The sequence below is a fragment of the Planotetraspora mira genome (assembly GCF_016863275.1).
In the GTDB taxonomy this organism is placed as follows: domain Bacteria; phylum Actinomycetota; class Actinomycetes; order Streptosporangiales; family Streptosporangiaceae; genus Planotetraspora; species Planotetraspora mira.
In genome coordinates this window covers 1-26,137 of sequence record NZ_BOOO01000052.1, presented here as the reverse complement: position 1 = coordinate 26,137, position 26,137 = coordinate 1, and the positions used below count along the sequence as shown (strand labels likewise).

The window sequence follows — 26,137 nt, the reverse complement described above, 5'->3', positions numbered from 1 at the left end:
TCCTTAGGAATGCAGCACTGTCCAAGCCCGACCTTACTCGTACCCGAAACCATTAGTCCGTGGAGGGGGATGTGATCACAGCTGTCCGTGTAACTGGGGACTCGATGCTCCCCGCGCTGCGGCCCGGAGACTGGCTGCTGGTACGGCGAGGCGCCGTGGTCAGGCCTGGAGACGTCGTGGTCGCCCGGCGGCCGCACGGCCTGATCGTCAAGCGCGCGTTCCGGCTCACGGAGGAAGGCTGGTGGGTGGAGAGCGACAACCAGCAGGCTCCGGGGAGGCAGGACAGCTGGAACTTCGGCGCCGTCCCCACCGGTGAGATCGTGGGCCGGGTCGTCGCGCGCTACTGGCCCTGGCCGTTCCGCTTGTTCTGGCGGGCGCGGTAGGCGGCGACGTTGGCCCGGCTCGCGCACCGCTCCGAGCAGTAGCGCCTGGACCGGTTCGAGGAGGTGTCGAGGTAGGCGTTGCGGCACGGCGTGGCCTGGCAGATGCCGAGCCGGTCGGCGCCGAGGCCGGTGACGACGCTCGCGAGGCCCATGACCGACCCGACGGCGAGGGCGTCGGCCACCCGGCCGCCCTCGGTCAGGTGCATGTGCCAGGCCTGCCCGTCGTGGCCGGAGATCTGGGGGTGCACGGGATGGCGGACGAGAAGGCCGTTGAGCCGCTCGACCACGTCGGCCTCGTCGCCCGTCGACGCGGACTCGAACACACCCGTGAGCTCTTCCCGCAGTTCGCGCAGGGCATCGAGGTCGCGCCGGTTGACGCGCGCGGCCGACTCGGTCCGGCCGGTCTCCTCCAGGAGGGCGCGCAGCGTGTCGAGGCTACTCAGATCCTCAGCTCTGTTGACCAGGAGGACGGCCAGTTCTGCATATGACGTCAGGTCCACTGGGACGACCTAGGGATGTAAGGGACGACTCCGTCCTTCGAGTATTACACGACAGAGGTTCGGGCGGAACTCCCCAGGTCACGGGTGATCCGTTCCATGTGTGGATCCGTCGGCTCCCACGCGTGTGGCACAATCGGAAAACGGGTGACCCCCGTACCCCCTCAAGAGACGACCGTCAACGACGACGGCCTCCGGCGGCTACCGAAGCCTGGGCTTTCGTTCTCTTGCGGCGTCTAGAAGGAACTCGTCCTTTCGACACTGGGGTCGCTGTGACCGTCTCACCTGATTCCTTGACATCGCTGGATCTGGATCCGGCCTTCGCGCTCCATCGCGGGGGCAAGCTGGAGGTCCGCTCCACCGTTCCGGTCCGTGACGCGGACGACCTGTCGCTCGCCTACACGCCGGGTGTCGCCCGCGTCTGCTCGGCCATCGCCGACAACCCCGAACTGGTCAACGACTACACCTGGGTCTCCAACGTCGTCGCCGTGGTCTCGGACGGCACCGCCGTCCTCGGCCTGGGCGACATCGGGCCCTCGGCCGCCATGCCCGTCATGGAGGGCAAGGCGCTGCTGTTCAAGCAGTTCGCGGGCGTCGACGCCGTCCCGATCTGCCTCGACTGCACCGACGTCGACGCCCTGGTCGAGACCGTGACCAGGCTCGCGCCGTCGTTCGGCGGCATCAACCTCGAGGACATCAGCGCACCGCGGTGCTTCGAGGTGGAGGACCGGCTTCGCGAGGCGCTCGACGTCCCCGTCTTCCACGACGACCAGCACGGCACCGCGATCGTCGTCCTGGCCGCCCTGCGGAACGCGGCCCGCCTCACCGGGCGGTCGCTCGGCGATCTCCGGGCCGTCGTGGCGGGCGCCGGCGCCTCGGGCGTCGCCGTGACCCGGATCCTGCTCAACGCCGGCATCGGCGACATCGCGGTCTCCGACTCCAAGGGCATCGTGCACTCCGGGCGCGAGAGCCTGCACTCCGTCAAGGAGGCGCTGGCCCGTGAGACCAACAGGCTGGGCCTGACCGGCTCGACCGAGCAGGCTCTCGCGGGAGCCGACGTGTTCATCGGCCTGTCCGGCTCGACGGTCTCCGAGGCCGCCGTGGCGGCGATGGCGCCGGACGCGATCGTCTTCGCGCTGTCCAACCCGACGCCCGAGATCGAGCCGTCGGTGGCGGCCCGTCACGCCAGGGTCGTGGCCACCGGCCGATCGGACTTCCCCAACCAGATCAACAACGTGCTCGCCTTCCCCGGCGTCTTCCGCGGCGCGCTCGACGTGCGGGCCAGGACGATCACGGAGAACATGAAGGTGGCGGCCGCGACCGCCCTCGCCGACGTGGTCGGGGACGCCGTCTCTGAGGAGTACGTCATCCCCTCCCCGTTCGACGCCCGGGTCGCTCCCGCCGTGACCGCCGCGGTCGCCGCCCAAGCCCGTCTGGACGGCGTAGCCCGCAAATAGAGCCCCCCAGCCTTTTCCCCGTGATCATGCACACCTTCGTGCATGTGCCGTACGACCTGCGCACCTTCTCGGCGTGATCATGCACACCTTCGGGTGTATGACATGTGACCTGCGGAGACCCCGTTCGTGATCATGCACGGATTCGTGTGCATGTGGCCTGACCTGCGAAGCCTCGAGTCGCGATCATGCATCTCCGTATGCGCGATCCCGACTCGGGGCTTTTCGTCTGGATGGCACGTGGAAACTTGGGAATCCCTTGGGGGTTTCACGCTACGTGCTATAAAGAGAGCTCTCCGTTACCTATCGGCTATGCCTGTCCTGGGTGAGGAGAGCGATGCGACGCGAACCCAACCGGCTGCTCCAGCAGCACCTGGCCGAAGCGGGCCTGTCCCGCAAGGGGCTGGCGAGCCGGCTGAACGATCTCGGCTCCGCCCGCGGGCTGACCGGGATGAGATATGACCATGGTTCGGTGCTGCGCTGGGCGGGTGGCCAGCGCCCACGCGATCCGGTTCCCGGCCTGCTGGCGGAGATCTTTTCGCTGCGGCTCGGGAGGCCGGTGTCCATGGAGGACATCGGCATGCCACGCGGAGCAGTCCCTCTCGATCTCGGACAGGAGTTCCCCCATTCGTGGGAGGAGGGCGTGGCAGGCGTGACAGCACTGTGGAAGGCCGATGTCGAGCGGCGCAGGTTCCTGCTCGATTCCACCTTCGCTCTGGGAGCGGGCTCCGCCGGGATCGCCCGCTGGCTGACGGTCCCGGCGCAGGACCGACTCTCCGCGAACGGCCCGCGCAGGGTGGGCGTCTCCGACGTGACCGCGATCCATGAGGTCACGCGTTCGTTCAGTGAGCTGGACAACCGGTTCGGCGGCGGCAGCATTCGCGGACCGGTCGTGAAATATCTCGATACGGCGGTCGCGCCTCTCCTGCAGAACGGCTCGTACGGCGAGGCCACCGGACGCGCGCTCGCCACCGCGGCGGCCGAGCTCACCCGGCTCGCCGGCTGGATGGCCTACGACCTCGAGCAGCACGGCCTGGCCCAGCGTTATCTGATCCAGGCGCTCGGGCTGGCCCGCGGCGCGGGCGACCACGGTCTCGGCGGGGAGATACTCGCGGGCATGAGCCACCAGGCCCTCTACATCGGGCAGCCCCGTCACGGCCTCGACCTCGCGCGGGCGGCCACGATGGCGGCCACCCGGTCGGGGATCTTCTCCCTGCTGGCCGAGGCCCACGTGCAGGAGGCGCACGCGTTCGCCCAACTCGGCGACGGCCCGTCGTGCGCCGCCTCGCTGCACGAGGCGGACAAGGCCTTCGACCGGCGCTCGCCGCAGGACGAGCCCCGATGGATCGCCTACTTCGACGAGGCCTATCTCGCGGCCAAGTCGGCCCACTGCCTGCGCGACCTCGGTGACGGGGCGGCGGCCGTACGGCATGCGCGGCGGTCGCTGCGGATGGACGGCCGGTTCGTGCGGGGCCGGATGTTCAACCTTTCGCTCCTGGCGTCCGCGCTGGTGCAGCAGGGCGACCTGGAGGAGGCGTGCATGGCGGCCGGCTCCGCGTTCGACCTCGCCAGGAGTCTCCAGTCCGTACGGACCAGGTCGTACGTCGACGACTTACGCAAGCGACTCGAGCCGTACGCCGGAGAGCCGCAAGTGGCGGACCTGCTCGGCCGCAACGGCGTCCCCGTGTGACGACCCGGGCTCCAGAGCAGGCATCCGGGAGGCCCGCTTTCGCCTGGTAGGGGAGTTAACGAGTTGCCAGATTTACCCAAGCAGGCGGAGTGGAGGCTTGAGCGGGAGCGGTCCGCCGGAGAGGCTGACGGCCATCCGACACTCGGGGGATCGACATGAAGCCACTTCTTGTTCTGCTGGCCGGTACGGCCATCGCCGCGGGCCCCACGGCCGCCTTCGCCGGAACGTTGCCGCCACCGCCGCAACCGGCCGGCGTGACGGCGACCACTCCGGTCGCCAAGGTCAATCCGGCCGATCAGGCTGCTCCGGGCGTGGCTGCTGCGGCTCCGGTCGCGCCGGCTGCTCAGGGGGTTTCAGCGGCATCGGGTGCTCACACCGCGCACGCTGCTCCGGGCGTGGCTGCCGCGGCTCCGGGCGCTTCGGGCGCTCAGGCGGTCCCGGGGGTTGCTCCGGCGCCTCCGGGCACTCCCGCGACTCAGGCGGTTCCGGGCGTAGCGGCGGCCGCTCCGTCGGCTGTGACCAATCGGGTCACGAAGATCCGTCCCATCGCGACCCGCACGCGGGCGCTGATCCTTACCTACGCCGCCGGGGAGACGTCCAGGCCGGAGCGCTACGCGGTCCTGAACTGCCCGGCGACGTCCGGGGGCCTGCGCGAGCGGGATGAGGCGTGCGTCGTCGTGAACGGGGTGAAGGGCGACCTGACCCAGCTCAAGCCGAGCCAGAACACCTTCTGCCCCATGATGTTCAGCCCGGTCACGGTGACCGCCAACGGGATCTGGGACGGTCGCTACGTCGACTTCAAGCACACCTTCGGCAACGCCTGTGAGATGCACTCGGCCACCGGCACCATCTTCGACATCTGATCGCGCCGGCCGCGGTGGGCCGTGATCCGGCCGGGCGGGCAGAGTAATGTTCGGGCATGTTCGCCGTGACCGCTACACAGACAGACCCGGACAACCCTCTCAAGGGACTGACGCTAGGTGACCGGCCCGAGCCGACGGTCCCCGAGGGCTGGACGACGATCACCGTCAAGGCCACCGCGCTGAACCACCACGACCTGTGGACGCTCAAGGGGGTGGGCGTCAGCCAGGATCGCCTGCCCATCATCCTCGGGTGCGACGCCGCGGGCGTGGACGAGAACGGCGACGAGGTCATCGTTCATTCGGTGATCGGCACCCCGGTCAACGGGGACGAGACCCTCGACCCGCGGCGCTCGCTCCTGTCGGAGACCTACGACGGAACGTTCGCGGAGAAGGTGACCGTTCCCGCGGGCAACGTGGTGCCCAAGCCCGCCGCGATCACGTTCGAGGAGGCGGCCTGCCTGCCCACCGCATGGCTGACGGCCTACCGCATGCTCTTCGACAAGGCGGCGCTCCAGCCCGGCTCGACGGTCCTCGTCCAGGGAGCGGGAGGCGGTGTGGCCACCGCTCTCATCGCGCTAGGGCGGGCCGGAGGGTTCCGGATGTGGGCGACGAGCCGTTCGGAGGAGAAGCGGGCCAGGGCCCTCGAACTCGGCGCCGACCGGGTCTTCGAGACCGGAGCCCGCCTGCCCGAGCGGGTCGACGCCGTCATGGAGACCGTGGGCGAGGCGACCTGGGCGCACTCGATGAGCTCGCTTCGTCCCGGCGGCAAGATCGTCATCAGCGGAGCCACGAGCGGGATGGTGGCCCCCACGCAGTTGGCTCAGGTGTTCTTCCTGCAGAAGTCGATCATCGGTTCCACGATGGGGACCCGGGATCAGCTCGCGAGGCTCGCCGTCTTCCTGGAGCAGACCGGAGTGCGGCCGGTGATCGACCGCGTGCTCCCGCTGGCCCAGGCCGAGGACGGGTTCGCCGCGATGCACCGGGGCGACATCTTCGGAAAGATCGTCTTCACCGTGTGATCCTCGCCCGGCGTGCTCGCCACTCGCGTGCGTTCGCTACTCGCGTCCGCCGGTGGCGAGCGCGTCCGGGCACCGGCCGCCTGGTTCGCAGGGATCAGGGTGGTCCTCCGGCGGAGCCTCACGCCGTGGCGGAGGTGGTTGCCGGAGGAACGGGTCGCGCCAGCCGTACGGACTCATCGTCGCCCCCTTCCACGTGCAGAGTGATTAGGGGCGAAGGACGTCGCGGATGCGGGCCGCCGCCTCGTCGAGGATGACCTGGCACTCCGCCACGGTCTCGTCGGTGAGCATGCCCTCGCCGGCCTCCTGGCGGACCCGCCCGATGAAGTCGGCCAGCGCCCGTCCCAGCTCGGCGTCGTGGGCGAGCCCGCCCTGCCTGGCGAAGGACCGGCCGGTGATCGACCAGGCCTCCTCCCAGGTGCGGCGCCACTCACGCTGCCAGCGATCGGCCTCGTTCCGCCACTGCTGGCGCTGGTGGCGCCACTCGTCCTTGTGCTGACGCCATTCGTCCCTCGCCTGCTGACGCTGGCGCTTCCACTCTTCCTTCTGCTCGCGCCAGGCGTCGCGGGACTCGTGCGAGTGTGAGCGCCGGGATTCGCCGGCGGAGTCGTGGTTGATGTCCCTGGCCATCTGGGTGAGCTCCTGGCGGAGGGAGCGCACGGTCTGCCGTACGTCCTCCTTGACCTCACGCGCGATGTCCTGGACGGATGCGGTGATCTCCCGCTCCAGCTCGGCGAGCTCGTCCATCCGCTCGTTGAGCTCGTTTCTGCCTCGATCGGTCAGGGTGAAGACCTTCTTGCCCTCCACGACCTCGTGGGTGACCAGGCCTTCCTCCTCCAGCCTCGCCAGGCGCGGATAGATCGTGCCGGGTGAGGGGGAGTAGACGCCGAGGAAGCGGTCCTGCAGAAGCCGGATCACCTCATAGCCGTGCCGCGGACTCTCCTCAAGGAGCTTCAGCAGGTACAGCCGGAGCCGTCCGTGGCCGAACACCGGGCTCATGCTCTCTCCTCGTTCGTTGTGCCGCCGGACTGCCTGCTCAGCAGGGTGACGTCGCCGGACACCGTGTTGGCCGACATGCGGGCCATGCCGCCGCCGAGCCGTCCCGTGAGCGACCTCACTCCCGGGCGCTTCTGATTGTCGAGTTCGGGGAAGGCCGACTCGACCCTGCCGGAACTCGAGCGCATGGACACGTCGCTGTCCACCGTCTGCTGGAGCCGTACGACCATGGAGCCGGACACGCTGTTCAGCGTGACGTCGCCGGTGGGGGTGAGCTCCAGATCGGTGGTGATCCGGCCGGAGACGGTGTTGGCGCGCAGGCGGTGCGGCACCCCCGCGGCGACGGTCAGGTCGCCGGAGATGCTGCTGAAGGACAGATCGCCCGCGAGCCCGCGGCTCTCCACCGATCCGGAGACCGTCTCGGCGTGGACGTCGCCGCTCACGCCGTCGAGGACGATGTCGCCGGAGACGCTCTTGACGTTCGTCCGCCCCTCGAAGCCGGCCACCACGGCGGACGCGGAGATCACGCCGACCTGCACCGGGCAGTCCTTCGGCACGGTGAGCGTGAGCGTCGTGTTCCGCGAGCCGGGACGGAGCCAGCCGAGGATTCCGTCCCAGGTCAGGTCTTTGTAGGTGACGACGAGCCGGCCGTCGTCCTCGTGGGTGACCAGCAGGGGTGGCGTGCCGATGTCTGTCACCTCGAGACTGGGCGGCCCGTCACTGGCGAGCACTGCCAGCCGTCCGGCCACGATGCGGACGCTCAATTGACTGACAGGGGCGAACGTGAGCTGTTCGGGCTTCTCGATCGTCCAATGGGGCATTGCACGGCCCTTCCAACGCGAGGTCGCCGATCTCAGGGGGACGTCATGAGGCCGGCAGTAGTGCTGTCTCTAAACACGATATGTCGCGTTGTGGGAAAGTCAAGATGTATCGCGTTTCTGTCGCCTGTTCAGTCGTCCTCGTCGAGCCGGGCCAGCCAGGTGGCCAGCCGTTCGACGGGGATCTCGAACTCCGGGTTGAGGTCGACGAACTCGCGCAGCCGCTCGGCCAGCCAGCTCACGCTGACCTCCTCGTCGCCGCGCCGGTCGACGAGCTCCTCGATGCCCCTGTCCGTGAAGTACATGGTGTTGCTCCAATTACGGGGAAGTCCCCCACAGTGAAACCGTGGGGGACTTCCGTGTGCGTACGCCTTCGGACTAGCCGAAGATGCCGTCGATCAGGTCGGCCAGCTCGCTGTCGTGCTTGGAGTGCGAGCCGGTGGCCGGTGAGGAGTTGGGTGTACGGGAGACCCGGCGCAGGGTGTGCCCCCCGAGCAGGTCGGGCCGCTCGGTCGTCTTGAGCGCGAGGTACGGCCACGGGCCCATGTTGACCGGCTCGTCCTGAGCCCAGATGACCTCGATGTCGCTGCCGTAGCGAGCCAGTTCGGCCTTGAGCGGGTTCTCCGGGAACGGGTAGATCCGCTCCAGGCGAACCAGCGCCACGTCGTTCCGGCCGGCCTTGGTCCGGGCGGACAGCAGGTCGTAGTAGATCCTGCCCGAGGAGATCACGACCTTGCGGACGGCCGAAGGGTCGACCGCGCTGTCGCCGAAGACCGGCTGGAAGGAGCCGGACGTGAAGTCCGCCGCCGCCGACGCGGCGGCCTTGAGGCGCAGCAGCGACTTGGGCGTGAACACGATCAGCGGCTTGCGCCGGTTGGACAGGACCTGCCAGCGCAGCAGGTGGAAGTAGTTCGCCGGCGTGGTCGGCTGGGCCACCGTCATGTTGTCCAGCGCGCACAGCTGCAGGAACCGCTCGATGCGGGCCGAGGAGTGGTCCGGGCCCTGGCCCTCGTAGCCGTGCGGCAGCAGCAGCACGACCGACGAACGCTGGCCCCACTTCTGCTCACCCGACGAGATGAACTCGTCGATGATCGACTGGGCGCCGTTGGCGAAGTCGCCGAACTGGGCCTCCCAGGCCACCAGGGCGTCCGGCCTGACCACGCTGTAGCCGTACTCGAAGCCCATCGCCGCGAACTCGCTGAGCAGCGAGTCGTAGACGTAGAACTTCGTGGTGCCGTGGTTGAAGGCCTTGAGCGGAGTGTGCTCCTCGCCGGTCACCCGGTCGACGATCACGGCGTGCCGCTGGCCGAACGTGCCACGACGGGAGTCCTGGCCGACCAGCCGCACCGGGTGCCCGTCGATGAGCAGCGCGCCGAAGGCCAGAGCCTCGCCCGTCGCCCAGTCGATGGTGTTGTCGGCCACCATGGCGCCGCGACGCTGCAGCACCGGCGCGAGGCGCGGGTGGACGGTGAAGCCCTCGGGCAGGCTGAGCTGGGTCTCGATGACCCGCTTGACCGTCTCCTCCGAGATCGCCGTCGGGGTGTCCTCGTGCGACCACGGGATCAGCTCGTCGGGCTGCGGCGCGACGACCGAGCCCGGCTCGAGCGGCCGCTTGGTGGCCTCACGGGTCTCGGTGAAGGCCCGCTCCAGCTGCTCCTGGTAGTCGCGGAGGGCCTGCTCGGCCTCCTCGACCGTGATGTCGCCCCGGCCGATGAGCGCCTCGGTGTAGAGCTTGCGCGTGGACCTCTTCGCGTCGATGAGGTCGTACATCAGCGGCTGGGTGAACGCCGGGTTGTCGGTCTCGTTGTGCCCGCGGCGGCGGTAGCAGACGAGGTCGATGACGACGTCCTTGAGGAACGACTTGCGGTATTCGTAGGCGAGCCTGCCGACGCGGACGACGGCCTCGGGGTCGTCGCCGTTCACGTGGAAGATCGGCGCCTGGATCATCCGGGCGACGTCGGTGGCGTAGACCGAGGAGCGGGAGCTCGCCGGGCTCGTCGTGAAGCCGACCTGGTTGTTGACCACGATGTGGATGGTGCCGCCGGTGCGGTAGCCGCGCAGCTGGGACAGGTGCAGGGTCTCGGCGACCACGCCCTGGCCCGCGAAGGCGGCGTCACCATGGACGAGCACGGGGAGGACGGTGAAGCCCTCCTCGCCGCGCTCGAGCAGGTCCTGCTTGGCCCGGACCACGCCCTCGGTGACGGGGTCGACGGCCTCCAGGTGCGACGGGTTCGCCACGACGGATGTGCTGATCTTGGAGCCGTCGGGGGCCACGAAGTCGCCGCCCGCGCCCAGGTGGTACTTCACGTCGCCCGAGCCGTGCGCGCTGCGCGGGTCGATGTTGCCCTCGAACTCGCCGAACACCTGGCCGTAGGACTTGCCCACGATGTTGGCCAGCACGTTGAGCCGGCCGCGGTGGGACATCCCGATGACGACCTCGTCGAGCTGCTCGCGGGCGGCCTCGCTGATCACCGAGTCGAGCAGCGGGATCAGGGACTCGCCGCCCTCCAGGGAGAAGCGCTTCTGGCCGACGTACTTGGTCTGCAGGAAGGTCTCGAAGGCCTCGGCCGTGTTGAGCCGGCGCAGGATGTTGAGCTGCTCCTCGCGGTCGGACTTGGCGTGCGGCTTCTCCACCCGCGCCTGGATCCAGGCCCGCTCCTCGGGGTTCTGGATGTGCATGTACTCGATGCCGACCGTCCGGCAGTACGTGTCACGCAGGACGCCGAGGATGTCGCGCAGCTTCATCAGCGGGCGGCCGCCGAAACCACCGGTCGCGAACTCGCGCTCGAGGTCCCACAAGGTCAGGCCGTGGGACTTGATGTCGAGGTCGGGGTGCTTGCGCTGGTGGTAGTCCAGCGGGTCGGTGTCGGCCATGAGGTGGCCGCGGACCCGGTAGGCGTGGATGAGCTCCAGCACGCGGGCGGACTTGGCCACGTCGTCGTCGTGGGTGGCCGAGATGTCGGGGACCCAGCGGACCGGCTCGTAGGGGATGCGCAGCGACTCGAAGATCTCGTCGTAGAAACCGTCGGCGCCGAGCAGGAGCTGGTGGATCCGTCGCAGGAAGTCACCCGACTGGGCGCCCTGGATGATCCGGTGGTCGTAGGTGGAGGTCAGCGTCATGACCTTGCTGATGGCCAGGCGCGAGAGCGTCTCCGCGGAGGCGCCCTGGTACTCCGCCGGGTATTCCATCGCCCCGACGCCGATGATCGTGCCCTGGCCCGGCATCAGACGCGGCACCGAATGCACCGTTCCGATGGTGCCGGGGTTGGTCAGCGAGATCGTGGTGCCCTGGAAGTCGTCGACTCCGAGCTTCCCGGCACGGGCCTTGCGGACGATGTCCTCGTAGGCCACCCAGAACTGGCGGAAGTCCAGCGTCTCCGCCGCCTTGATCGACGGCACGAGGAGCTGGCGGGTGCCGTCGCTCTTCTGCACGTCGATGGCGAGGCCCAGGCCGACGTGCTCCGGCTTGACCAGGATCGGCTTGCCGTCCACCTCCGTGTAGGAGTGGTTCATCTCGGGCATCGCGTGCAGCGCCCGGACGATCGCGTAGCCGATCAGGTGGGTGAAGGAGATCTTGCCGCCGCGGCCGCGGGACAGGTGGTTGTTGATGACGATCCGGTTGTCGACCAGCAGCTTCGCGGGAACCGCGCGCACGCTCGTCGCCGTCGGCACCGCCAGCGAGGCCTCCATGTTGAGGGCCGTGCGGGCCGCCGCGCCTCGGATCTTCTCCTCGGTCGCGCCCGCCGGAACGGGTGCGGCGGTCTTCGGCTTCTCGGCCGGAGCGGCCTTGGCCTGCGCCGGCGCGGCCGGTGCTGCCTGGGGCGCCGGGGTCGGGGTCGCCGCTGGTGGGGCCGGGGCGGTCGCGGCGGCCGCCGCCCCGTTCGCGGCGGGAGCCGGGGAAGGCGCGGCGGTAGCCGTTGGAGAGGCCTTTCCCGTCCCGTTGTAGTCAGCGAAGAAGTGCCACCAGGCCTTGTCCACAGACTCGGGATCCTCGAGGTACTTCTGGTATAGCTCGTCGACAAGCCATTCGTTTTGTCCGAAGCTTGCCAGTGGGTTTGTCCGCGACGACTCAGACGACACGGCGGAAACCGCCTTCTTCCGCAGATGGGCGTTGTTGTTTTAGAACCTGTCCAAGGCTACTCGCCCCGGACAGTGTGGTGCGCCTGTCGGGGCCCAGGTCCTGGCCCATCGTCCCAGGATCGATCAAAGAGGTCAGGCGCGAGTAGTCCGTCTGGGTGGTGAGGCCGTGCTTACTGAATGGCCATGTCTCGGCCGGGACGGGTGTTTTCAGCCGAAATGATTACATTCTGATGATCCGGCCCGCCCGATCGTGATGTTTCGTGCAGGCCGGTTCTGCCGGGGCCTCGGTGGGAGGATTCGGGTCGCGGAGGTTCAGCTGATCAGCCGGCTCTCGATCCGGACGTCCGGAGTGATCGCGGAGAGCAGTCCGGAAAGCTCGTCTCCGGCGGCGGCCAGTTCGTCCGATGAGAGCGGCTCGAGCCGTTCGAGGAGGAACAGGGCGTCCACGGTCTCCTCGGTGATCCGGGTGCGGACGCACTGCCGCCAGTTCCACCTCCGGCAGGTGACGCCCGTGTCGTCACGCCAGACGACCTCGCCGATCTCCGGGTCGCCGAGTGCCTCCTCGGACGGCTCGTCGCCTGCGGCGCGGATGAGGCGGGCGGCCCCGTCGTAGCGGCGCAGATCCTCCCCGCCGATCGGCAGGCCGTGCCGTACGGACACGGCGTTGTAGGCGTCGACGACCAGGTTGATCTCCGGGAGCGGCATCCGGCGGACGAGGGCGTCGACCGACGGCCGGGTCCGCTGGGGCTTGGCGCCGAAGGCGCGATAGGCCGCGCGCCACGCCTCGACCTTCTCGTGGTCGGTCGGCACGGCCTCGGCGGCCGCGGTCGCCAGCCACTCGCGCGATCTGTCGTCCGTCGGGCCGTTGCTCAGGCCGTAGGCGCAGATGGCGAGCACGGTGAAGTCGGGACGCAGGCGTCGGACCGCCTCGTCTATCTGGATTTCCTCGATCACGTGGTTCAGCCTACGGCCGGGTGTCGGATCGTCATCATTGCAAATAAAAGTTTGCAATGATGTCTTTGCGAAGTTAGGCTCACGGGCATGAGCGATGAGATCTTCCATGTGAGTGATCCGCGGACGCTCAAGGCGGTGGCTCATCCCCTCCGGACGCGCCTGCTGGGAGCGCTGCGGTTCTACGGGCCCGCGACGGCCACCGAGTTGGGGGCCCGGTTCGGGGAGAGCTCGGGATCGACGAGCTATCACTTGAGGCAACTCGCCCGGTACGGCTTCGTCGAGGAGGACACGGAGCAGCGAGATCGCCGCGAGCGGCGATGGCGGGCCGTCCACCGGATGACGTCGTGGAGCAACGCCGAGATGGCGGCGACCCCCGAGGGCAGTGAGGCGTCGGCCTTCTTGCGCCGCCGCCAGGTCGAAGTGCTGACGGACGCCGCGGAGGCGTTCGAGCGGGATCGGGACTCCTGGGGCAAGGAGTGGATCGAGGTCGCCGGGATGTCCGACGACGTCGTACGGCTGTCGCCGGCGTCGGTGGCCTCGCTGTCCGAGCGGATGTGGGCCATGCTCCGGGAGGCGGCGGATCGGGACAAGGACGCTCCTGACGCCCGTCCCGTGGCGGTCTTCCTCGCCGCCCACCCCCGCCCCTGACCGGCCTCCTTTCCCCGTGATCATGCACAGGTTCGTGAATGGGGGCGCTGAGCTGGCCCTCGACCGCGCGCGATCATGCACAGGCTCGGCGGGACGTGCTGTGAGCTGGGCGAAAGCCGTACGTGATCATGCGCACATTCGGCCAAACCACGCGTGACCTGCGCCGACATCTTTCGTGATCATGCAATCCGGTCCGGCGCCCGGCCTAAGTGCATGATCACAAACTAAGAAACCGCAGACCAGGGGTCGTGCCGCCGAAGGTGTGCATGATCACGAAACATGAAGCCGCTGCTCAGCCGGGACATCGCCGAATGTGTGCATGATCACGGCGGGAGTCGTGGCAGGTGAGAGGCCATGATCAAGAAGGTGAGCATGATCACGCCCGAGGGGATGCGGGGGCGGTATGCGCTGGTGGAGTTCCTCACCTGGCTGCCGACGGGGCTGATGATCGCGCCGATGGTCCTGCTGATGTCGGTGCGTGGGCTCGACGTCGCACAGATCGGCCTGGTAACCGCCGCCTACTCGGTCACCGTCGTCGTCCTGGAACTCCCCACGGGCGGGCTGGCGGACGTCATCGGCCGGCGGAACGTCCTCGCCGCCTCGGCCGTCTTCAGCGTGGCGGGGTTCACCATGACGGCGCTGGCGGGTTCGGTCTGGATGTTCCTGATCGCCTCGCTGCTCAAGGGCGTCGCGCGGGCGTTGTCCAGTGGCCCGGCCCAGGCCTGGTACGTCGACAGGCTCCACGCGATGGAAGGCCCGGCGGCCGACCTCAAGCCCGGTCTCGCGGCGGGCGGAGCCGCCGGTTCCGTCGCCCTCGCCATCGGGACACTGACCGGCGGCGTGCTTCCGCTGCTGGTCAGCGGCGAGTCGCTCGCCGTGCCCGCATGGGCGGGCGGAGGCGCCGCCCTGATCCTGCTGTTCACGGCCCTCCTCGTGATGCGGGAGCCGGCCAGGCCGGTACGGCCGCGCCTGGCCGACGTCTTACGCGACGTGCCGGTGACCGTCGGGGGAGGTTTCCGGCTCGCCGTACGCGACCGGGGCCTCGGGCGGCTGCTGCTCGTCGCCGTGGCCGCGGGCGTGATGCTCAACTCCATCGAACTGCTGACGCCCGGGCGCCTGGCCGCGCTCACCGGCCGCCCCGAGACGGCCGGCACGATCTACGCCATCGTGGCCGCCGCCGGGTTCGCGGCGAACGCCGTCGGCAGTGCCATCGCTCCGGCGGTCGCCAGGGCCGTCGGGGGATCGATGCGGGCCGTCATGCTGGCCACCGTCTTCACGGCGGCGTCCGTGGGCGCTCTCGCGGCGTCCGTGGCGCTGGACGGCGCGGCGGGGATGGTCGCCGCCGGAGCCGCATATGTCGTGCTGTTCACCGGTCTGGCCGTCAGCTCGCTGTTCAGGAACGAGCTCATCCATCAGCGGATCGTCTCGACCCAACGGGCGACCGTGATGTCGGTCGACTCGCTCCAGTTGCAGTTCGGCGGGATGCTCTCGTCGCTCGTGCTGATTCCGTTCTCGGCGCAGGTGGGGGCGGGTGGGGTCTGGGCCGTGACCGCGGTGATCGCACTGTCCGCGACCCTCCTCTATGTACGGCTCCCCGCAGCGCGGGCCGAAGTCCCGGTGCCCGTACGGGAACCCCAGTAGAACGTTGTTCGGGTAACAGGGCAGAATCGGGGGGTGCGAAAGGGGTGCGGCCGATGAGCAAGCCGACCGTGACGGCGGCCAACGAGGAACAACGCGCGGCATGGCTCGCCCGGGTCCTCCCGGAGGTCGAGTGCGTGCGGCCGGGATTATGGTCGATCCCGGTCCCGATTCCGATCAATCCGCTGCGGTACGTCCTGGTGTACGCGCTGGAGATCCCGGACGGCGTCGTGATCATCGATGCCGGGTGGAACACCGACGAGGCCTACGACGCCCTCGCGGCCGGGCTGCGGACCGCCGGCTATGAGATCACCGATGTCAAGGCGGTGCTGGTCACTCACATCCATCCAGATCATTACGGCCTGGCCGGGCGCATCCGGGAGGTCTCCGGGGCCTGGATCGGCCTGCATCCGGAAGACGCCCGGCTGGTCCGCGAGCGCTACGACGACTCGGCGATCCAGGAGTTGGTCGTCCGAGAGCGCAGCCTGCTGCTGCGATGCGGCGTGCCGGAGATGACGGCCCAGGAGTTGGCCGGGGCCTCCATGATGCTGCGCAGTTTCGTGACGATGGCCGTGCCGGATCGCCTGATCGAGGACGGCGACCGGCTGGACCTGCCCGGGTGGGACCTCCGTGCCATCTGGACCCCGGGGCACTCGCCCGGCCATCTCTGTTTCGTGGAGCCCGATCGCCGGGTGCTGTTCTCCGGCGACCACGTGCTGGCCAAGATCACTCCGATGGTGGCGGTGCATCCCCAGTCGACGGCGAACCCGCTCGCGGACTATCTCGACGCTCTCAGGAACGTCGGGAAGCTCGACGTGGACGAGGTGCTGCCGGCCCATGAGTTCCGGTTCCTCGAGCTGGGCGAGCGGGTGGACTACGTGATCAGCCACCACGAGGAGCGGCTGGCGGAGGTCGAGCGCGTCGTCGCCGAGACGGGCGGCAGCACGTGCTGGGATCTCGCGACCCGGCTGACCTGGTCGAGGCCGTGGGAGACCATCCCGCCCCACATGCGGCGCGGAGCCAACAACGAGACGCTGGCCCATCTCGTCTGGCTGGAGGCGCGCGGCCAGGTCTCGAGGGTCCCGGGTGAGCCGGACCTGTGGCTGCCTGCAGATTCCATGCAAACCAAGTAGGAAATGTTGACTATGTGCGCCGATGCGTTTAGCGTCAGCGGCATGAGTCAGGACACGTTCTTGGCCCGGCCCGTTCGCGGGGACGCCGGCCGCGCAGTCGGCGGCCGGTGTCGATCTCGGTGAGAAACCCGCGATCGGACCGGCTCCGGGTCCCACTGGAGCGACGCTCTTCCACGTGGAGGACCACTTGTCCAGGAAACTGCACCTCAACGCCTTCCTGATGGGTGTGGGGCACCATGAGGCGGCTTGGCGTCATCCCCGCACCGACCCCCTGCGGCTCACCGACGTCCGGCACTTCCAGAACCTCGCCCAGATCGCCGAGCGAGGCCGGCTCGACTCGGTGTTCTTCGCCGACGGCCTCGCGTTGCAGGGCGACGTCCGGCACAACGCCCTCGGCGGGCTGGAGCCGCTGACGCTGTTGTCGGCGCTCGCCGCCGTGACCGACCACGTCGGCCTGATCGCGACGGTCTCGACGACGTACAACGAGCCCTTCCACGTCGCCCGGAGGTTCGCCTCGCTGGACCACATCAGCGGTGGCAGGGCGGGCTGGAACATCGTGACCTCGGCGGGCGAGGCCGAGGCGCACAACTTCGGCGTCGAACGGCCAGCCCACCGGGACCGCTACGAGCGGGCCGCCGAGTTCCTCGAGGTCGCCACCAGGCTCTGGGACAGCTGGGAGGACGACGCGGTGGTCGGCGACCGGGACGCGGGCGTCTACGCCGACATCGCCAAGATCCATCAGGTCGACCACGCGGGCGCGCACTTCCGGGTGAAGGGCCCGCTCAACATCCAGCGCCCGCCGCAGGGCCGTCCGCTGCTGGTCCAGGCGGGCTCGTCCGACGACGGCAGGGACTTCGCCGCCCGTCACGCCGAGGCCGTCTTCACCGCGCAGCAGACGCTGGAGGAGGGGCAGGAGTTCTACGCCGACATCAAGGCCCGGGCGGCCCGGTACGGCAGGCCGCCGGAGAACGTGGTCATCCTCCCCGGCATCTCGCCCATCCTCGGCGCGACCGAGCGGGAGGCGCTCCGGCTGGAGAAGGAACTGGAGGACCTCATCATCCCGGCATACGGCGTGGCCCAGCTGTCCAACATCCTCGGCGTCGACCTGTCGGGGCATCCGCTGGACGAGCCGCTGCCACAGGTGCCGGTCGAGACCGAAGGCCAGCAGAGCCGCCTCAAGCTCGTGATCGACCTGGCGCGGCGGGAGGGCCTCAGCCTCCGCGAGCTGATCGGCAGGCTCGCGGGCGGCCGCGGGCACCGGGTGGTCGCCGGAACCCCCGAGCAGATCGCCGACCAGATCCAGGAGTGGTTCGAGAACGGCGCGGCGGACGGTTTCAACATCATGCCCCCTGTCCTCCCGTCCGGCCTCGAGGACTTCGTCGACCACGTGGTGCCGGAACTCCAGGCCCGAGGCCTGTTCCGGCACGAGTACGAAGGCCGGACGCTGAGGGAGAACTACGGCCTGCCCCGGCCCGCGAGCAGGTACGCCCTGGGCCCCGCCGGTGAGATCGCAGGTGGGAACGCCCCTGAGAACGCGGACGGCACTGTGGCGGTCACCTCGTGACCGCGAACCAGTGGGGCCTCACGAGGGCCCTCGCACGACTGAGGAGGACGCGATGAGCATCGTGACGCTGGTGGGGAACCCACGGGAAGGATCCCGGACACTCGCCATCGCGGTACGCGCCGCCGAGGCGGTGGCGAAACGACTGCGACAGGTCCATGGCGACGAAGACGCCGGAGGCGCATCGGCGGGGACGCGCCCCGGTCCTGACGGCTCCGCAGACGTGGTGGACCTGGCCGCTCTCGCGCCGCACCTGCTGGCCCGCGAGCCCGGGCCGGGCGTGGAGTCGGCGCTGAAGCTGGTCCTGGACGCCGAGGTCCTCGTGGTCGCCAGCCCCACCTACAAGGGGACCTACACGGGACTGCTCAAGGTGTTCCTCGACAGGCTTCCCCACCAGGCGCTGGCGGGGAAGGCGGCGTTGCCGCTGCTGGTCATGGGCGATCCCAAGCACTCGCTCGCGGTGGAGGTTCACCTGAGGCCCGTGCTGGTCGAACTGGGCGCCTTCGTGCCGACGCCCGGGCTGGTGGTGCTGGAGTCGGTGGTCCCGCGTGATTTCGGGCCGGATTCCGGGGCCGTGGCCGTACCGGAACTCGACGATCTGCTGGACGGCTGGGCCGGTCAGGTGGCCCCGCGACTGTCGTTCCGCCAGGAGGTTTCAGCATGACGGACGCAATCAGCACGACGGACGGACTCGTCGGGACGGATGAGGGCGCGCGACCGGCTCGGAGGTCCCGGCGATGACCGCCATGCACGATTCGGCCCCGGACGCTCCCGTCCCGGTGCCGCTCCGGCTCGTTTCGTCCGAGAAGCTCGTGCCCTCCCAGAACCTCGTTGCTTCCGAGAACCCCGTGTCGTCCGGCGATGTCGACCATTCAGGGAACGGATCGTCCGCGGAGCAGGCCGTACCGGTCGGCGGCGACGAGTTCCGCCGGGCGCTCGCCGTCCACGCCGCCGGAGTGGTGGTGGTCACGGCGCGACCGGAGGACGTGCCGGTGGGATTGACGGCCACCTCGTTCTCGTCGGTCAGCCTTGAGCCGCCGCTGGTGTCGTTCTACGTCGCGCAGTCGTCGGCGACCTGGCCGTCGTTGCGGCTGGCCGATCACTTCGCGGTGAACGTCCTCGCCGGCGACCAGGCGGACATCGCGGCCAGGTTCGCGAAGAAGAACATCGACCGCTTCGCCCATCCGACCAGGTGGGGCGACGGCCCGCAGGGCGTGCCGTTGCTGCACGACGTGTCGGCGCACCTGATCTGCCGTCCCCACCACACGGTCGAGGTCGGCGACCACGTCCTCGTGGTCGGCCTGGTGACCGCGACCAGTGTGAGCTCGGCGGGGCGTCCCCTGATCTACCACAAGGGCAGGTTCGGGCGGTTCCTGCCGTACTGATCCGGAGGGTGGGCCGCCTGAGGGGGCGGCCCACCCGATCGTCAGGCCAGGCGGACGGTGCCGCGTCCCGTCGCGAGCGGCAGGTCGAGGATCGTCCGGATGCCGGCCGGCGCAGCGCACACGGCCGCGATCGAGTTGACCGCGTGGGCGGCGGCTCCCGCCAGGCCGTGCGCCACCTCGTCGATGGTGATGGCCATGGTGGGCCGGCCCTCGATGTGGATGGCGAATCCGGGGGCGGCCCACCGCGGCACCTTCTCCGCGTCGGCCTTGTAGACGCATTCGACGGTCATGAACGGCATGTTCTTCACCAGGCCGGTGAAGACCCACCGGGACGCGCAGACCGTGCCGGGCCGCACCACGCCCGCCGCGATCTCGAACTCCTCCGTGGCCAGTTCGAACTCGTCGCTCTCCTCGATCTCGTCGAGCACGACGCCGAGTGCGGACGCCACAAGCTGGACGCTCTCGGCGAACAGCGACCGCTGGTAGGCGCGGAAGGGGCGCACCGCTTCCGCGTAGTCCTTGGGCGCGCGGGAGAAGCCGATCAGGTCGGTGACGATCTGCCGGGACGGATGGCCGCGGTAGTCCGAGGACTCGCGTACGTAGATGTGGTCGAGCCGGTCGGACAGCCCGGTCAGCGCGAGCGGCAGCAGGTCGCTCATGAAGCCGGGGTTGATGCCCGTCCCGTGCAGGGAGGTCCCGCCGCGGGCGCACGCGGCCTCCAGTCGCTCGACCACGCCGGGGCCGTACGCCTGGGGATAGACGAATCCGGTGGTGGTGATGACGTTCTTGCCCGACGACAACAGCGCGCAGATCGTCTCGAGGTCGGTCGCGGGGTCACCGCCGAAGTACGACGCGGGAAGCGGCATGTGGAGGACGCAGTCGGCCTCCGTGGCCAGCACCTGGTCGACGTCGTCGGTGCAGACGACACCCGCCGCGCCGAGGCCCACCAACTCTCCCGCGTCGAGCCCGACCTTGTCGGGGTCGTAGACGAGAGCTCCCGCCAGCTCGAACTCCGGACGATTGATCACATTTCGCAGCGCGTATCCCCCGACTGCGCCGGTGGCCCACTGGACCACGCGCAGGGGTGGAGTTAAGGGCATGCGTGGCCTCCAGCCAGGTCAGCTCTGGGCGGGGGCCGTGCTGGGAGGGGTGTCGTCGTTGACCCACGCCCGTCCGGGGGCCAGAACTATAGCAGAAATTCACAGGATTGATCACGATGCGCGGTGATCTGTCGCCGGCTGCTATCGCTTTCAGGCCGGAGAGCTATTGTTCAGACAACTAGAACCTTGTTCTCCTCCGAAAGGTGGCGTCATGCCGGATCTCAGGTTCGACGGACAGGTGGCGGTCGTGACGGGGGCAGGGCACGGGCTCGGCCGTTCGCACGCGCTCCTGCTCGCGGAGCGGGGGGCCAAGGTCGTCGTCAACGACCTCGGCGGCGCGCTCGACGGCACCGGCCCGTCCTCCGGTCCTGCCGCCGACGTGGCCGAGTTGATCGTCAAGAACGGCGGCGAGGCCATCGCCAGCGGGGACAACGTCGCCACCCCCGAGGGTGCCCAGGCGATCGTCCAGGCCGCGATCGACACCTTCGGCCGGGTGGACATCGTGGTCAACAACGCCGGGATCCTGCGGGACAAGTCGCTGGGCAAGATGAGCGTCGAGGAGTTCGACGCGGTGCTGGCCGTCCATGTGCGCGGCTCGTTCCTGGTCACCCGCGCGGCGTTCCCGCACATGAAGGAGCAGGCGTACGGGAGGGTCGTCAACACCTCCTCGCCCGCCGGTCTGTTCGGCAACTTCGGCCAGGTCAACTACTCGACGGCGAAGATGGGCCTGGTCGGCCTCACCAAGTCGGTCGCCATCGAGGGCGCGCGCGCCAACATCAGGGCGAACGCGATCGCGCCGATCGCCTGGACCCGGATGACCGAGGCGCTGTTCCCGGCCGAACTCGAGGACAAGCTCACCCCGGAGCGGATCAGCCCGCTCGTCGCCTTCCTCGCGCACGAGAGTTGCGAGACGACCGGTGAGGTGTTCTCGGTGGGCGGCGGCCGGGTCGCGCGCGTGTTCGTCGCCGAGGGCCCGGGTTGGCGTACGGACGACCTCACGATCGAGGCGATCCGCGACAACTGGGACGCCGTGATGACGGAGGAGCCCCACCTTCAGCCCACCACGCTGGGACGGCAGGCCACCGCGTCCATGCAGGCCATGCTGTAGGACATGTCCTCGATGCCGGGGCCGGCGCCGGGCGGGTCCAGGCGCCGGTCGCGGCCCCCGCGCATGATCACGCTCGGTCTTCTCGCAGGTCGTACGGCGTGGCGCCGAACCTGTGCATGATCACGGCCAGGGTCTGTGCAGGTCGTACGGCGTGATCACGAACTTGTGCATGATCACGCGGAAGTGGGGCCGGGGTGGCGGGGGGGTGGTTCGCGGCCGGGCGGCTGGCGGAGCCTCTGCTCCGGGACCGGGGTGATGGGCGTCGTGCGCGTGACCGGCTCACGGCCGAGGGAGAACTCCTCACCGTGGTGCGACAGCGTGAGCGAGTGCCCGTGCACCAACGTGTAGGTCGTCGTGGTCGCGGTGACGTCGATCCGCAGCAGACGGCCCCGGTAACGCATCCGGAAGGCGAGCCGGGTGATGCCGTCGGGCAGCCTCGGGGAGAAGTGCATCCGGCCCGAGCCCGCGCGCATGCCGCCGAAGCCCGCCACGAGTGCCGTCCACGCCCCGGCGAGTGAGGCCATGTGGACGCCGTCCCTGGTGTTCTTCTCCAGGTCGTGGAGGTCCATGAGCGCGGCCTCCCCGAGGTAGTCGTAGGCGAGCTCAAGTTGCCCGACCTCGGCGGCGAGCACGGCCTGTGTGCACGCGGACAACGACGAGTCCCGGACCGTCAGGCGCTCGTAGAACGCGAAGTCGCGGGCCTTCTCCTCGGGTGTGAACGCGTCGCCCCGCAAATGGAGCGCGAGCACGAGGTCGGCCTGCTTGACCACCTGTTTCCGGTAGAGGTCGAAGTACGGGAAGTTCAGCAACAACGGGTACTGCTCGGGTTTGGTCGCCTCGAAGTCCCAGACCGCGTGCCGGGTGAACCCCTCGCTCTGGGGATGGACGCCGAGCCGCGTGTCGTACGGGATGAACATCGCGGACGCGGCGTCCCGCCAGATCGCGATCTCCTCCAGGCCGACCCCGAGTTCCTGGGCGCGGTCGCCGTGGCGGACGGCCGCGTCGGCGGCGGCGCGCAGGTTCATCTGCGCCATGAGGTTCGTGTAGACGTTGTTGTCGGCCACCGCGCTGTACTCGTCGGGGCCGGTGACGCCGTCGATGCGGTAGTGGCCCTCGATGTCGTGGTGGCCGAGGCTGCACCACAGCCGGGCGGTGGCGACGAGCAGCGGCATGCCGGTCTCGCGCTCGAACTCCATGTCCTCGGTGGCGTCGACGTACCGGACGGCCGCGTCGGCGATGTCGGCGTTGACGTGGAACGCCGCGGTGCCGGCCGGCCAGTATCCCGAGCATTCCTCGCCGTTGATGGTCCGCCAGGGGAACGCGGCTCCGTGCAGTCCCAGTTGGTCGGCGCGCTCCTCGGCCTGCGGCAGGATCGACTCCCGCCACTGCAACGCGTCCGCGGCCGACCGGGGGTGCGTGTAGGTGAGCACCGGCAGAACGAAACTCTCGGTGTCCCAGAACGCGTGCCCGTCGTAGCCGGACCCCGTGAGGCCCTTCCCCGGTATCGGCCGCCGCTCCAGCCGCGCCCCCGCCTGGAGCAGGTGGAAGAGCCCGAAGCGGACGGCCTGCTGTATCTCCGCGTCGCCCTCGACCTCCACGTCGGCACCGGCCCAGAACTCGTCGAGATACTTCCGCTGCTTGGCGAGCAGGCCGTCCCACCCGGTGAGGCGGGCGGCGGCCAGGGCGGCGACCACCTGGTCGTGCAGGGCGGGGCGGGAACGCTGAGCCGACCAGCCATAGGCGAACAGCTTGATCAGGCGCAGCCGCTCTCCAGGCTTGAGCTGGGTCGCCACCGTCAGGCGGCTCACGTCGTCGGCGCCGTCGGCCTCGGCCCGCGTCCCGGTGGGGCCGTCGATCTGGTGCCGCATCGCGGCGGCCACGCGCAGATTGCTGGCCCGGGTGCAGTGGACCATGACCGCCACACCGGACGTACCGGAGGCGTTCTCCTCCAGGACCAGCGGCGCCTCGAGCGCGGCGGCGGCACGCGGGTCGCGGCCCATCCCGGGCAGGGTCTCGTTGGCCACCAGTTCGGACTGGACGACCACGCCCAGCGGTTGCCCGACGGCCTCGACCTCGTAGTGGACGGCGGCGACCGCCCGGTGGGTGAACGACACCAGCCGGATGGACCTGATGCGGACCTCGGCCCCCGCCGGAGAGGTCCAGTGGACCGTGCGGGTGAGGGTGCCCGCCCGGAGGTCGAGCACCCGCTCGTGCTCGTGCAGCGTGCCGTACCGGACGTCGAAGGGCTCGTCGTCGACGAGCAGCCGGATGAGCTTGCCGTTGGTGACGTTGACCACGGTCTGCCCGGACTCGGGGTAGCCGTAGCCGGCCTCGGCGTACGGCAGGGGCCGCAACTCGTAGACGGAGTTGAGGTAGGTGCCCGGCAGGCCGTGCGGCTCGCCCTCGTCGAGGTTGCCGCGCAGGCCGATGTGCCCGTTGGACAGCGCGAACACCGACTCGGTCTGCGGCAGCACGTCGAGGTGCAGACGGCACTCGCGGATCCACCACGGCTCCACGGTGAAGGCGGGATGCTGGATCATCGACCCTCCAGGAGGTCGGCGAGGTCGGTGACGACGGTGTCCGCACCGTGTTCGCGCAACGCGCCGGCCTGTCCGGCCCGGTCGACGCCGACGACCAGGGCGAACCGGCCGGCCCTGCCCGCCTCCACTCCGGCGAGGGCGTCCTCGAAGACGGCCGCCTCCGAGGGCTTCAAGCCGAGAGCCTGTGCTCCCGCGACGTACATGTCCGGTGCGGGTTTGCCGGCGAGATCTCGTGTCTGGGCGACGGCGCCGTCGATCCGCGCCTCGAACAGGTCGGCGATGCCGGCGGCGGCCAGGACTCGGGCGGTGTTGGCGCTCGACGAGACGACCGCCGTCTTCAGCCCGGCCTCGCGGACCGCGCGGACGTAGCGCACCGATCCCTCGAAGACCTCGACGCCCTTCTCATCGAGGACGCTCTGCACGAGTGCGTTCTTGTGGTTGCTGACGCCGTTGACCGTCAGGGCGTCCGGCGGGTCGCCGGGGTCGCCCTCGGGGAGGTCGATCCCTCTGGAGGCCAGGAACGACCTGGTGCCGTCGAGTCGCTTCTTGCCGTCGACGTAGCTGTCGTAATCGGCCACCTCGTCGAACGGCGTGAAGGGCGTCCCCGTCCGGTCGGCCCACGTCCGGAGGAATTCGTCGAACGCCCGCTTCCAGGCGGCCGCGTGGACGGTGGCCGTCCGGGTCAGCACTCCGTCCATGTCGAACAGGCAGCCGCGGACTCCGTCAGGCAACCCCAGCATCAGACCTCCTGAGCACGACATTCCGGAAATAGAAGGCCTTTCTCCTCGGATCTCTACCCAACCCGGAAGCGCACGCGCATCCGAACTTTTGCCGATTTAAGCGAAAGATTGCATCAGATCGATAAAAGACCTTCCCCTCAGGAGGGGGCGGGAGGTACCTTCGCCGCAATCACCTTGACGCGGAGGCGCGTTGTGAAGCGGAGCACCATGCGGCCGGAGAACGTGCACCAAGCGACCCTTCTGAGGCTTCTCCGAGAGGGCGGCCGTTCGCGCGCCGAACTCGCGGACGTGGTCGACCTGTCACGCTCCAAGCTCAACGTGGAGCTGGACAGGCTGATCGAGCTCGGCCTGGTCGAGTCCGCCGGTCTCGCCGCCTCCCGAGGGGGCAGGCGGTCGGGCAAGGTACGGCTCTCGCCTCACACGCGCTTCGCCGGGATCGACATCGGGGCGACGTCGATCGACGTCGCGATCACCAACGGTGAGCTCGAGGTGCTCGGGCACGTCAGCGAGCCGTGCGACATCCGCGAGGGGCCCGCCGTCGTGCTCGACCGGGCGGTCGAGCTGCTGGGCAAGTTCCGTGAGAACGGGCTGTTCGGCCAGCTCCACGGAGCGGGGATCGGAGTCCCCGGTCCGGTGAGCTTCCCCGAGGGCGTCCCGGTGGTGCCGCCGATCATGCCGGGCTGGGACCGCTACCCGGTGCGTGAGGCGATCGGGCAGGAGCTCGGCTGTCCCGCGATGGTCGACAACGACGTGAACATCATGGCTCTCGGCGAGTTGCACGCCGGCCTGGCGCGCAACGTCGACGACTTCCTCCTGGTGAAGATCGGCACCGGTGTCGGCTGCGGCATCGTGGTCGACGGCAAGATCTACCGGGGCGTCTCCGGAAGCGCGGGCGACATCGGGCACATCCGGGTGGACGATCTCGGACCGGTCTGCGCGTGCGGCAACTCCGGCTGCCTTGAGGCCTACTTCGGCGGCGCGGCCTTGGCGAGGGAGGCCACCGCCGTCGCCCGCGGAGGCGGGTCGCCGTACCTCGCGGAACGGCTGGCCGCGACCGGCGAGCTCCGTGCCGAGGACGTGGCCGCCGCGGCGGCGCAGGGCGACGCGGAGGCGATCAGGCTCATCCGCGACGGCGGCCATCGGGTCGGGCAGGTGCTGGCCAGCCTGGTCAGCTTCTTCAACCCCGGTCTGGTGATCATCGGGGGCGGGGTCGCCCGCCTCGGCCACGTCCTGCTCGCGGAGATCAGAAGCGTGGTCTACCGCCGGTCGCTGCCGCTGGCGACGGGCAACATGCCCATCGTGCTGTCCGAACTCGGGGAGATCGCGGGCGTCGTCGGGGCCGCCCGTCTCATCAGCGACCACGTCTACTCGGCCAAATAACCCGTCGAGCCACCCCCCAGGAGAGCCGCATGGCCGACGAACCCCCCGTCTTCCCCCAGGAGCGCGCGATGACCGAGGTCGACCCGATCGCCACGCCCGGCGCCGGCGAACGTCCCCCCGAAGCGGCCCGTTCCGCTTCCCCGTCCGTCCTCG

The 26,137-nt window shown here is 69.5% G+C and carries 22 protein-coding genes; 13 read left to right on the top strand and 9 right to left on the bottom strand.

Going from position 1 to position 26,137, the window contains the following annotated elements:
• The first annotated feature begins 71 nt into the window (after positions 1-71).
• Positions 72-383 carry a S24 family peptidase gene (locus tag Pmi06nite_RS39320; RefSeq protein ID WP_203958339.1) on the top strand — a complete coding sequence of 104 codons (312 nt, stop codon included), beginning with the start codon at positions 72-74 and terminating at the stop codon, positions 381-383.
• Here the strand turns inward: Pmi06nite_RS39320 and Pmi06nite_RS39315 are convergent.
• The gene (locus Pmi06nite_RS39315; RefSeq protein WP_203958338.1) at positions 341-883 is read right to left on the bottom strand and encodes a CGNR zinc finger domain-containing protein; all 543 of its coding nucleotides are present in this window, start codon (positions 881-883) and stop codon (positions 341-343) included. The two genes, Pmi06nite_RS39320 and Pmi06nite_RS39315, sit on opposite strands and share 43 nt — an antisense overlap.
• A gap of 290 nt (positions 884-1,173) precedes the next feature.
• Here Pmi06nite_RS39315 and Pmi06nite_RS39310 point away from each other — a divergent pair, with 290 nt between their 5' ends.
• The 4 genes from Pmi06nite_RS39310 (at position 1,174) to Pmi06nite_RS39295 (ending at position 5,906) form a co-directional block, all read left to right on the top strand.
• Positions 1,174-2,337, top strand: coding sequence for an NAD(P)-dependent malic enzyme (locus Pmi06nite_RS39310; RefSeq protein ID WP_308442565.1), 1,164 nt, complete (start codon positions 1,174-1,176; stop codon positions 2,335-2,337).
• Positions 2,338-2,671: 334 nt separating this feature from the next.
• Complete coding sequence (locus Pmi06nite_RS39305; protein WP_203958336.1) at positions 2,672-4,024, top strand: NsdA family TPR-like regulatory protein; 1,353 nt, start codon at positions 2,672-2,674, stop codon at positions 4,022-4,024.
• A gap of 155 nt (positions 4,025-4,179) precedes the next feature.
• Entirely contained in the window at positions 4,180-4,887 is a 708-nt protein-coding gene (locus tag Pmi06nite_RS39300) for an SSI family serine proteinase inhibitor (RefSeq protein WP_203958335.1), read from the top strand.
• A gap of 56 nt (positions 4,888-4,943) precedes the next feature.
• A complete protein-coding gene (locus Pmi06nite_RS39295; RefSeq protein WP_203958334.1) occupies positions 4,944-5,906 on the top strand; it encodes a zinc-binding dehydrogenase in 963 nt (320 codons plus the stop codon).
• Positions 5,907-6,110: 204 nt separating this feature from the next.
• Here the strand turns inward: Pmi06nite_RS39295 and Pmi06nite_RS39290 are convergent, their stop codons facing one another.
• From Pmi06nite_RS39290 to Pmi06nite_RS39270, 5 genes are all read right to left on the bottom strand, one after another.
• A complete protein-coding gene (locus Pmi06nite_RS39290; protein WP_203958333.1) occupies positions 6,111-6,902 on the bottom strand; it encodes a PadR family transcriptional regulator in 792 nt (263 codons plus the stop codon).
• Positions 6,899-7,720 carry a DUF4097 family beta strand repeat-containing protein gene (locus Pmi06nite_RS39285; protein ID WP_203958332.1) on the bottom strand — a complete coding sequence of 274 codons (822 nt, stop codon included), beginning with the start codon at positions 7,718-7,720 and terminating at the stop codon, positions 6,899-6,901. The genes Pmi06nite_RS39290 and Pmi06nite_RS39285 overlap by 4 nt, the downstream gene beginning before the upstream one ends.
• 128 nt (positions 7,721-7,848) lie before the next feature.
• Entirely contained in the window at positions 7,849-8,022 is a 174-nt protein-coding gene (locus tag Pmi06nite_RS39280; RefSeq protein ID WP_203887975.1) for a DUF6104 family protein, read from the bottom strand.
• 73 nt (positions 8,023-8,095) lie between these two features.
• Positions 8,096-11,797 carry a multifunctional oxoglutarate decarboxylase/oxoglutarate dehydrogenase thiamine pyrophosphate-binding subunit/dihydrolipoyllysine-residue succinyltransferase subunit gene (locus tag Pmi06nite_RS39275; RefSeq protein WP_203958331.1) on the bottom strand — a complete coding sequence of 1,234 codons (3,702 nt, stop codon included), beginning with the start codon at positions 11,795-11,797 and terminating at the stop codon, positions 8,096-8,098.
• A gap of 312 nt (positions 11,798-12,109) precedes the next feature.
• On the bottom strand, positions 12,110-12,751 hold the full coding sequence (locus Pmi06nite_RS39270; protein ID WP_239114512.1) for a B3/B4 domain-containing protein: 642 nt from the start codon (positions 12,749-12,751) through the stop codon (positions 12,110-12,112).
• A gap of 87 nt (positions 12,752-12,838) precedes the next feature.
• On the opposite strand from Pmi06nite_RS39270, the gene Pmi06nite_RS39265 reads away from it, so the two are divergent.
• From Pmi06nite_RS39265 to Pmi06nite_RS39240, 6 genes are all read left to right on the top strand, one after another.
• Positions 12,839-13,399, top strand: a complete 561-nt coding sequence (locus tag Pmi06nite_RS39265; protein WP_203958329.1) for a winged helix-turn-helix domain-containing protein — start codon at positions 12,839-12,841, stop codon at positions 13,397-13,399.
• 354 nt (positions 13,400-13,753) lie between these two features.
• Complete coding sequence (locus Pmi06nite_RS39260; RefSeq protein WP_203958328.1) at positions 13,754-15,040, top strand: MFS transporter; 1,287 nt, start codon at positions 13,754-13,756, stop codon at positions 15,038-15,040.
• A gap of 53 nt (positions 15,041-15,093) precedes the next feature.
• A complete protein-coding gene (locus tag Pmi06nite_RS39255) occupies positions 15,094-16,170 on the top strand; it encodes an MBL fold metallo-hydrolase (RefSeq protein ID WP_203958327.1) in 1,077 nt (358 codons plus the stop codon).
• Positions 16,171-16,357: 187 nt separating this feature from the next.
• Complete coding sequence (locus tag Pmi06nite_RS39250; protein ID WP_275409654.1) at positions 16,358-17,734, top strand: LLM class flavin-dependent oxidoreductase; 1,377 nt, start codon at positions 16,358-16,360, stop codon at positions 17,732-17,734.
• A gap of 52 nt (positions 17,735-17,786) precedes the next feature.
• A complete protein-coding gene (locus Pmi06nite_RS39245) occupies positions 17,787-18,395 on the top strand; it encodes an NADPH-dependent FMN reductase (protein WP_203958326.1) in 609 nt (202 codons plus the stop codon).
• A 73-nt stretch (positions 18,396-18,468) separates the two neighbouring features.
• On the top strand, positions 18,469-19,116 hold the full coding sequence (locus tag Pmi06nite_RS39240) for a flavin reductase family protein (protein ID WP_308442564.1): 648 nt from the start codon (positions 18,469-18,471) through the stop codon (positions 19,114-19,116).
• A 41-nt stretch (positions 19,117-19,157) separates the two neighbouring features.
• On the opposite strand, the gene Pmi06nite_RS39235 is transcribed toward Pmi06nite_RS39240, so the two are convergent.
• Complete coding sequence (locus tag Pmi06nite_RS39235) at positions 19,158-20,216, bottom strand: NAD(P)H-dependent amine dehydrogenase family protein (protein ID WP_203958325.1); 1,059 nt, start codon at positions 20,214-20,216, stop codon at positions 19,158-19,160.
• A gap of 211 nt (positions 20,217-20,427) precedes the next feature.
• On the opposite strand from Pmi06nite_RS39235, the gene Pmi06nite_RS39230 reads away from it, so the two are divergent.
• Complete coding sequence (locus Pmi06nite_RS39230; protein WP_203958324.1) at positions 20,428-21,324, top strand: SDR family oxidoreductase; 897 nt, start codon at positions 20,428-20,430, stop codon at positions 21,322-21,324.
• A 173-nt stretch (positions 21,325-21,497) separates the two neighbouring features.
• On the opposite strand, the gene Pmi06nite_RS39225 is transcribed toward Pmi06nite_RS39230, so the two are convergent.
• Both Pmi06nite_RS39225 and Pmi06nite_RS39220 read right to left on the bottom strand, forming a co-directional pair.
• The gene (locus Pmi06nite_RS39225; protein WP_203958323.1) at positions 21,498-23,864 is read right to left on the bottom strand and encodes a glycoside hydrolase family 65 protein; all 2,367 of its coding nucleotides are present in this window, start codon (positions 23,862-23,864) and stop codon (positions 21,498-21,500) included.
• Complete coding sequence (locus Pmi06nite_RS39220; protein ID WP_203958322.1) at positions 23,861-24,604, bottom strand: HAD family hydrolase; 744 nt, start codon at positions 24,602-24,604, stop codon at positions 23,861-23,863. The genes Pmi06nite_RS39225 and Pmi06nite_RS39220 overlap by 4 nt, the downstream gene beginning before the upstream one ends.
• 192 nt (positions 24,605-24,796) lie before the next feature.
• On the opposite strand from Pmi06nite_RS39220, the gene Pmi06nite_RS39215 reads away from it, so the two are divergent.
• Positions 24,797-25,984, top strand: coding sequence for an ROK family transcriptional regulator (locus tag Pmi06nite_RS39215; protein WP_239095493.1), 1,188 nt, complete (start codon positions 24,797-24,799; stop codon positions 25,982-25,984).
• Positions 25,985-26,137 lie beyond the last annotated feature (153 nt).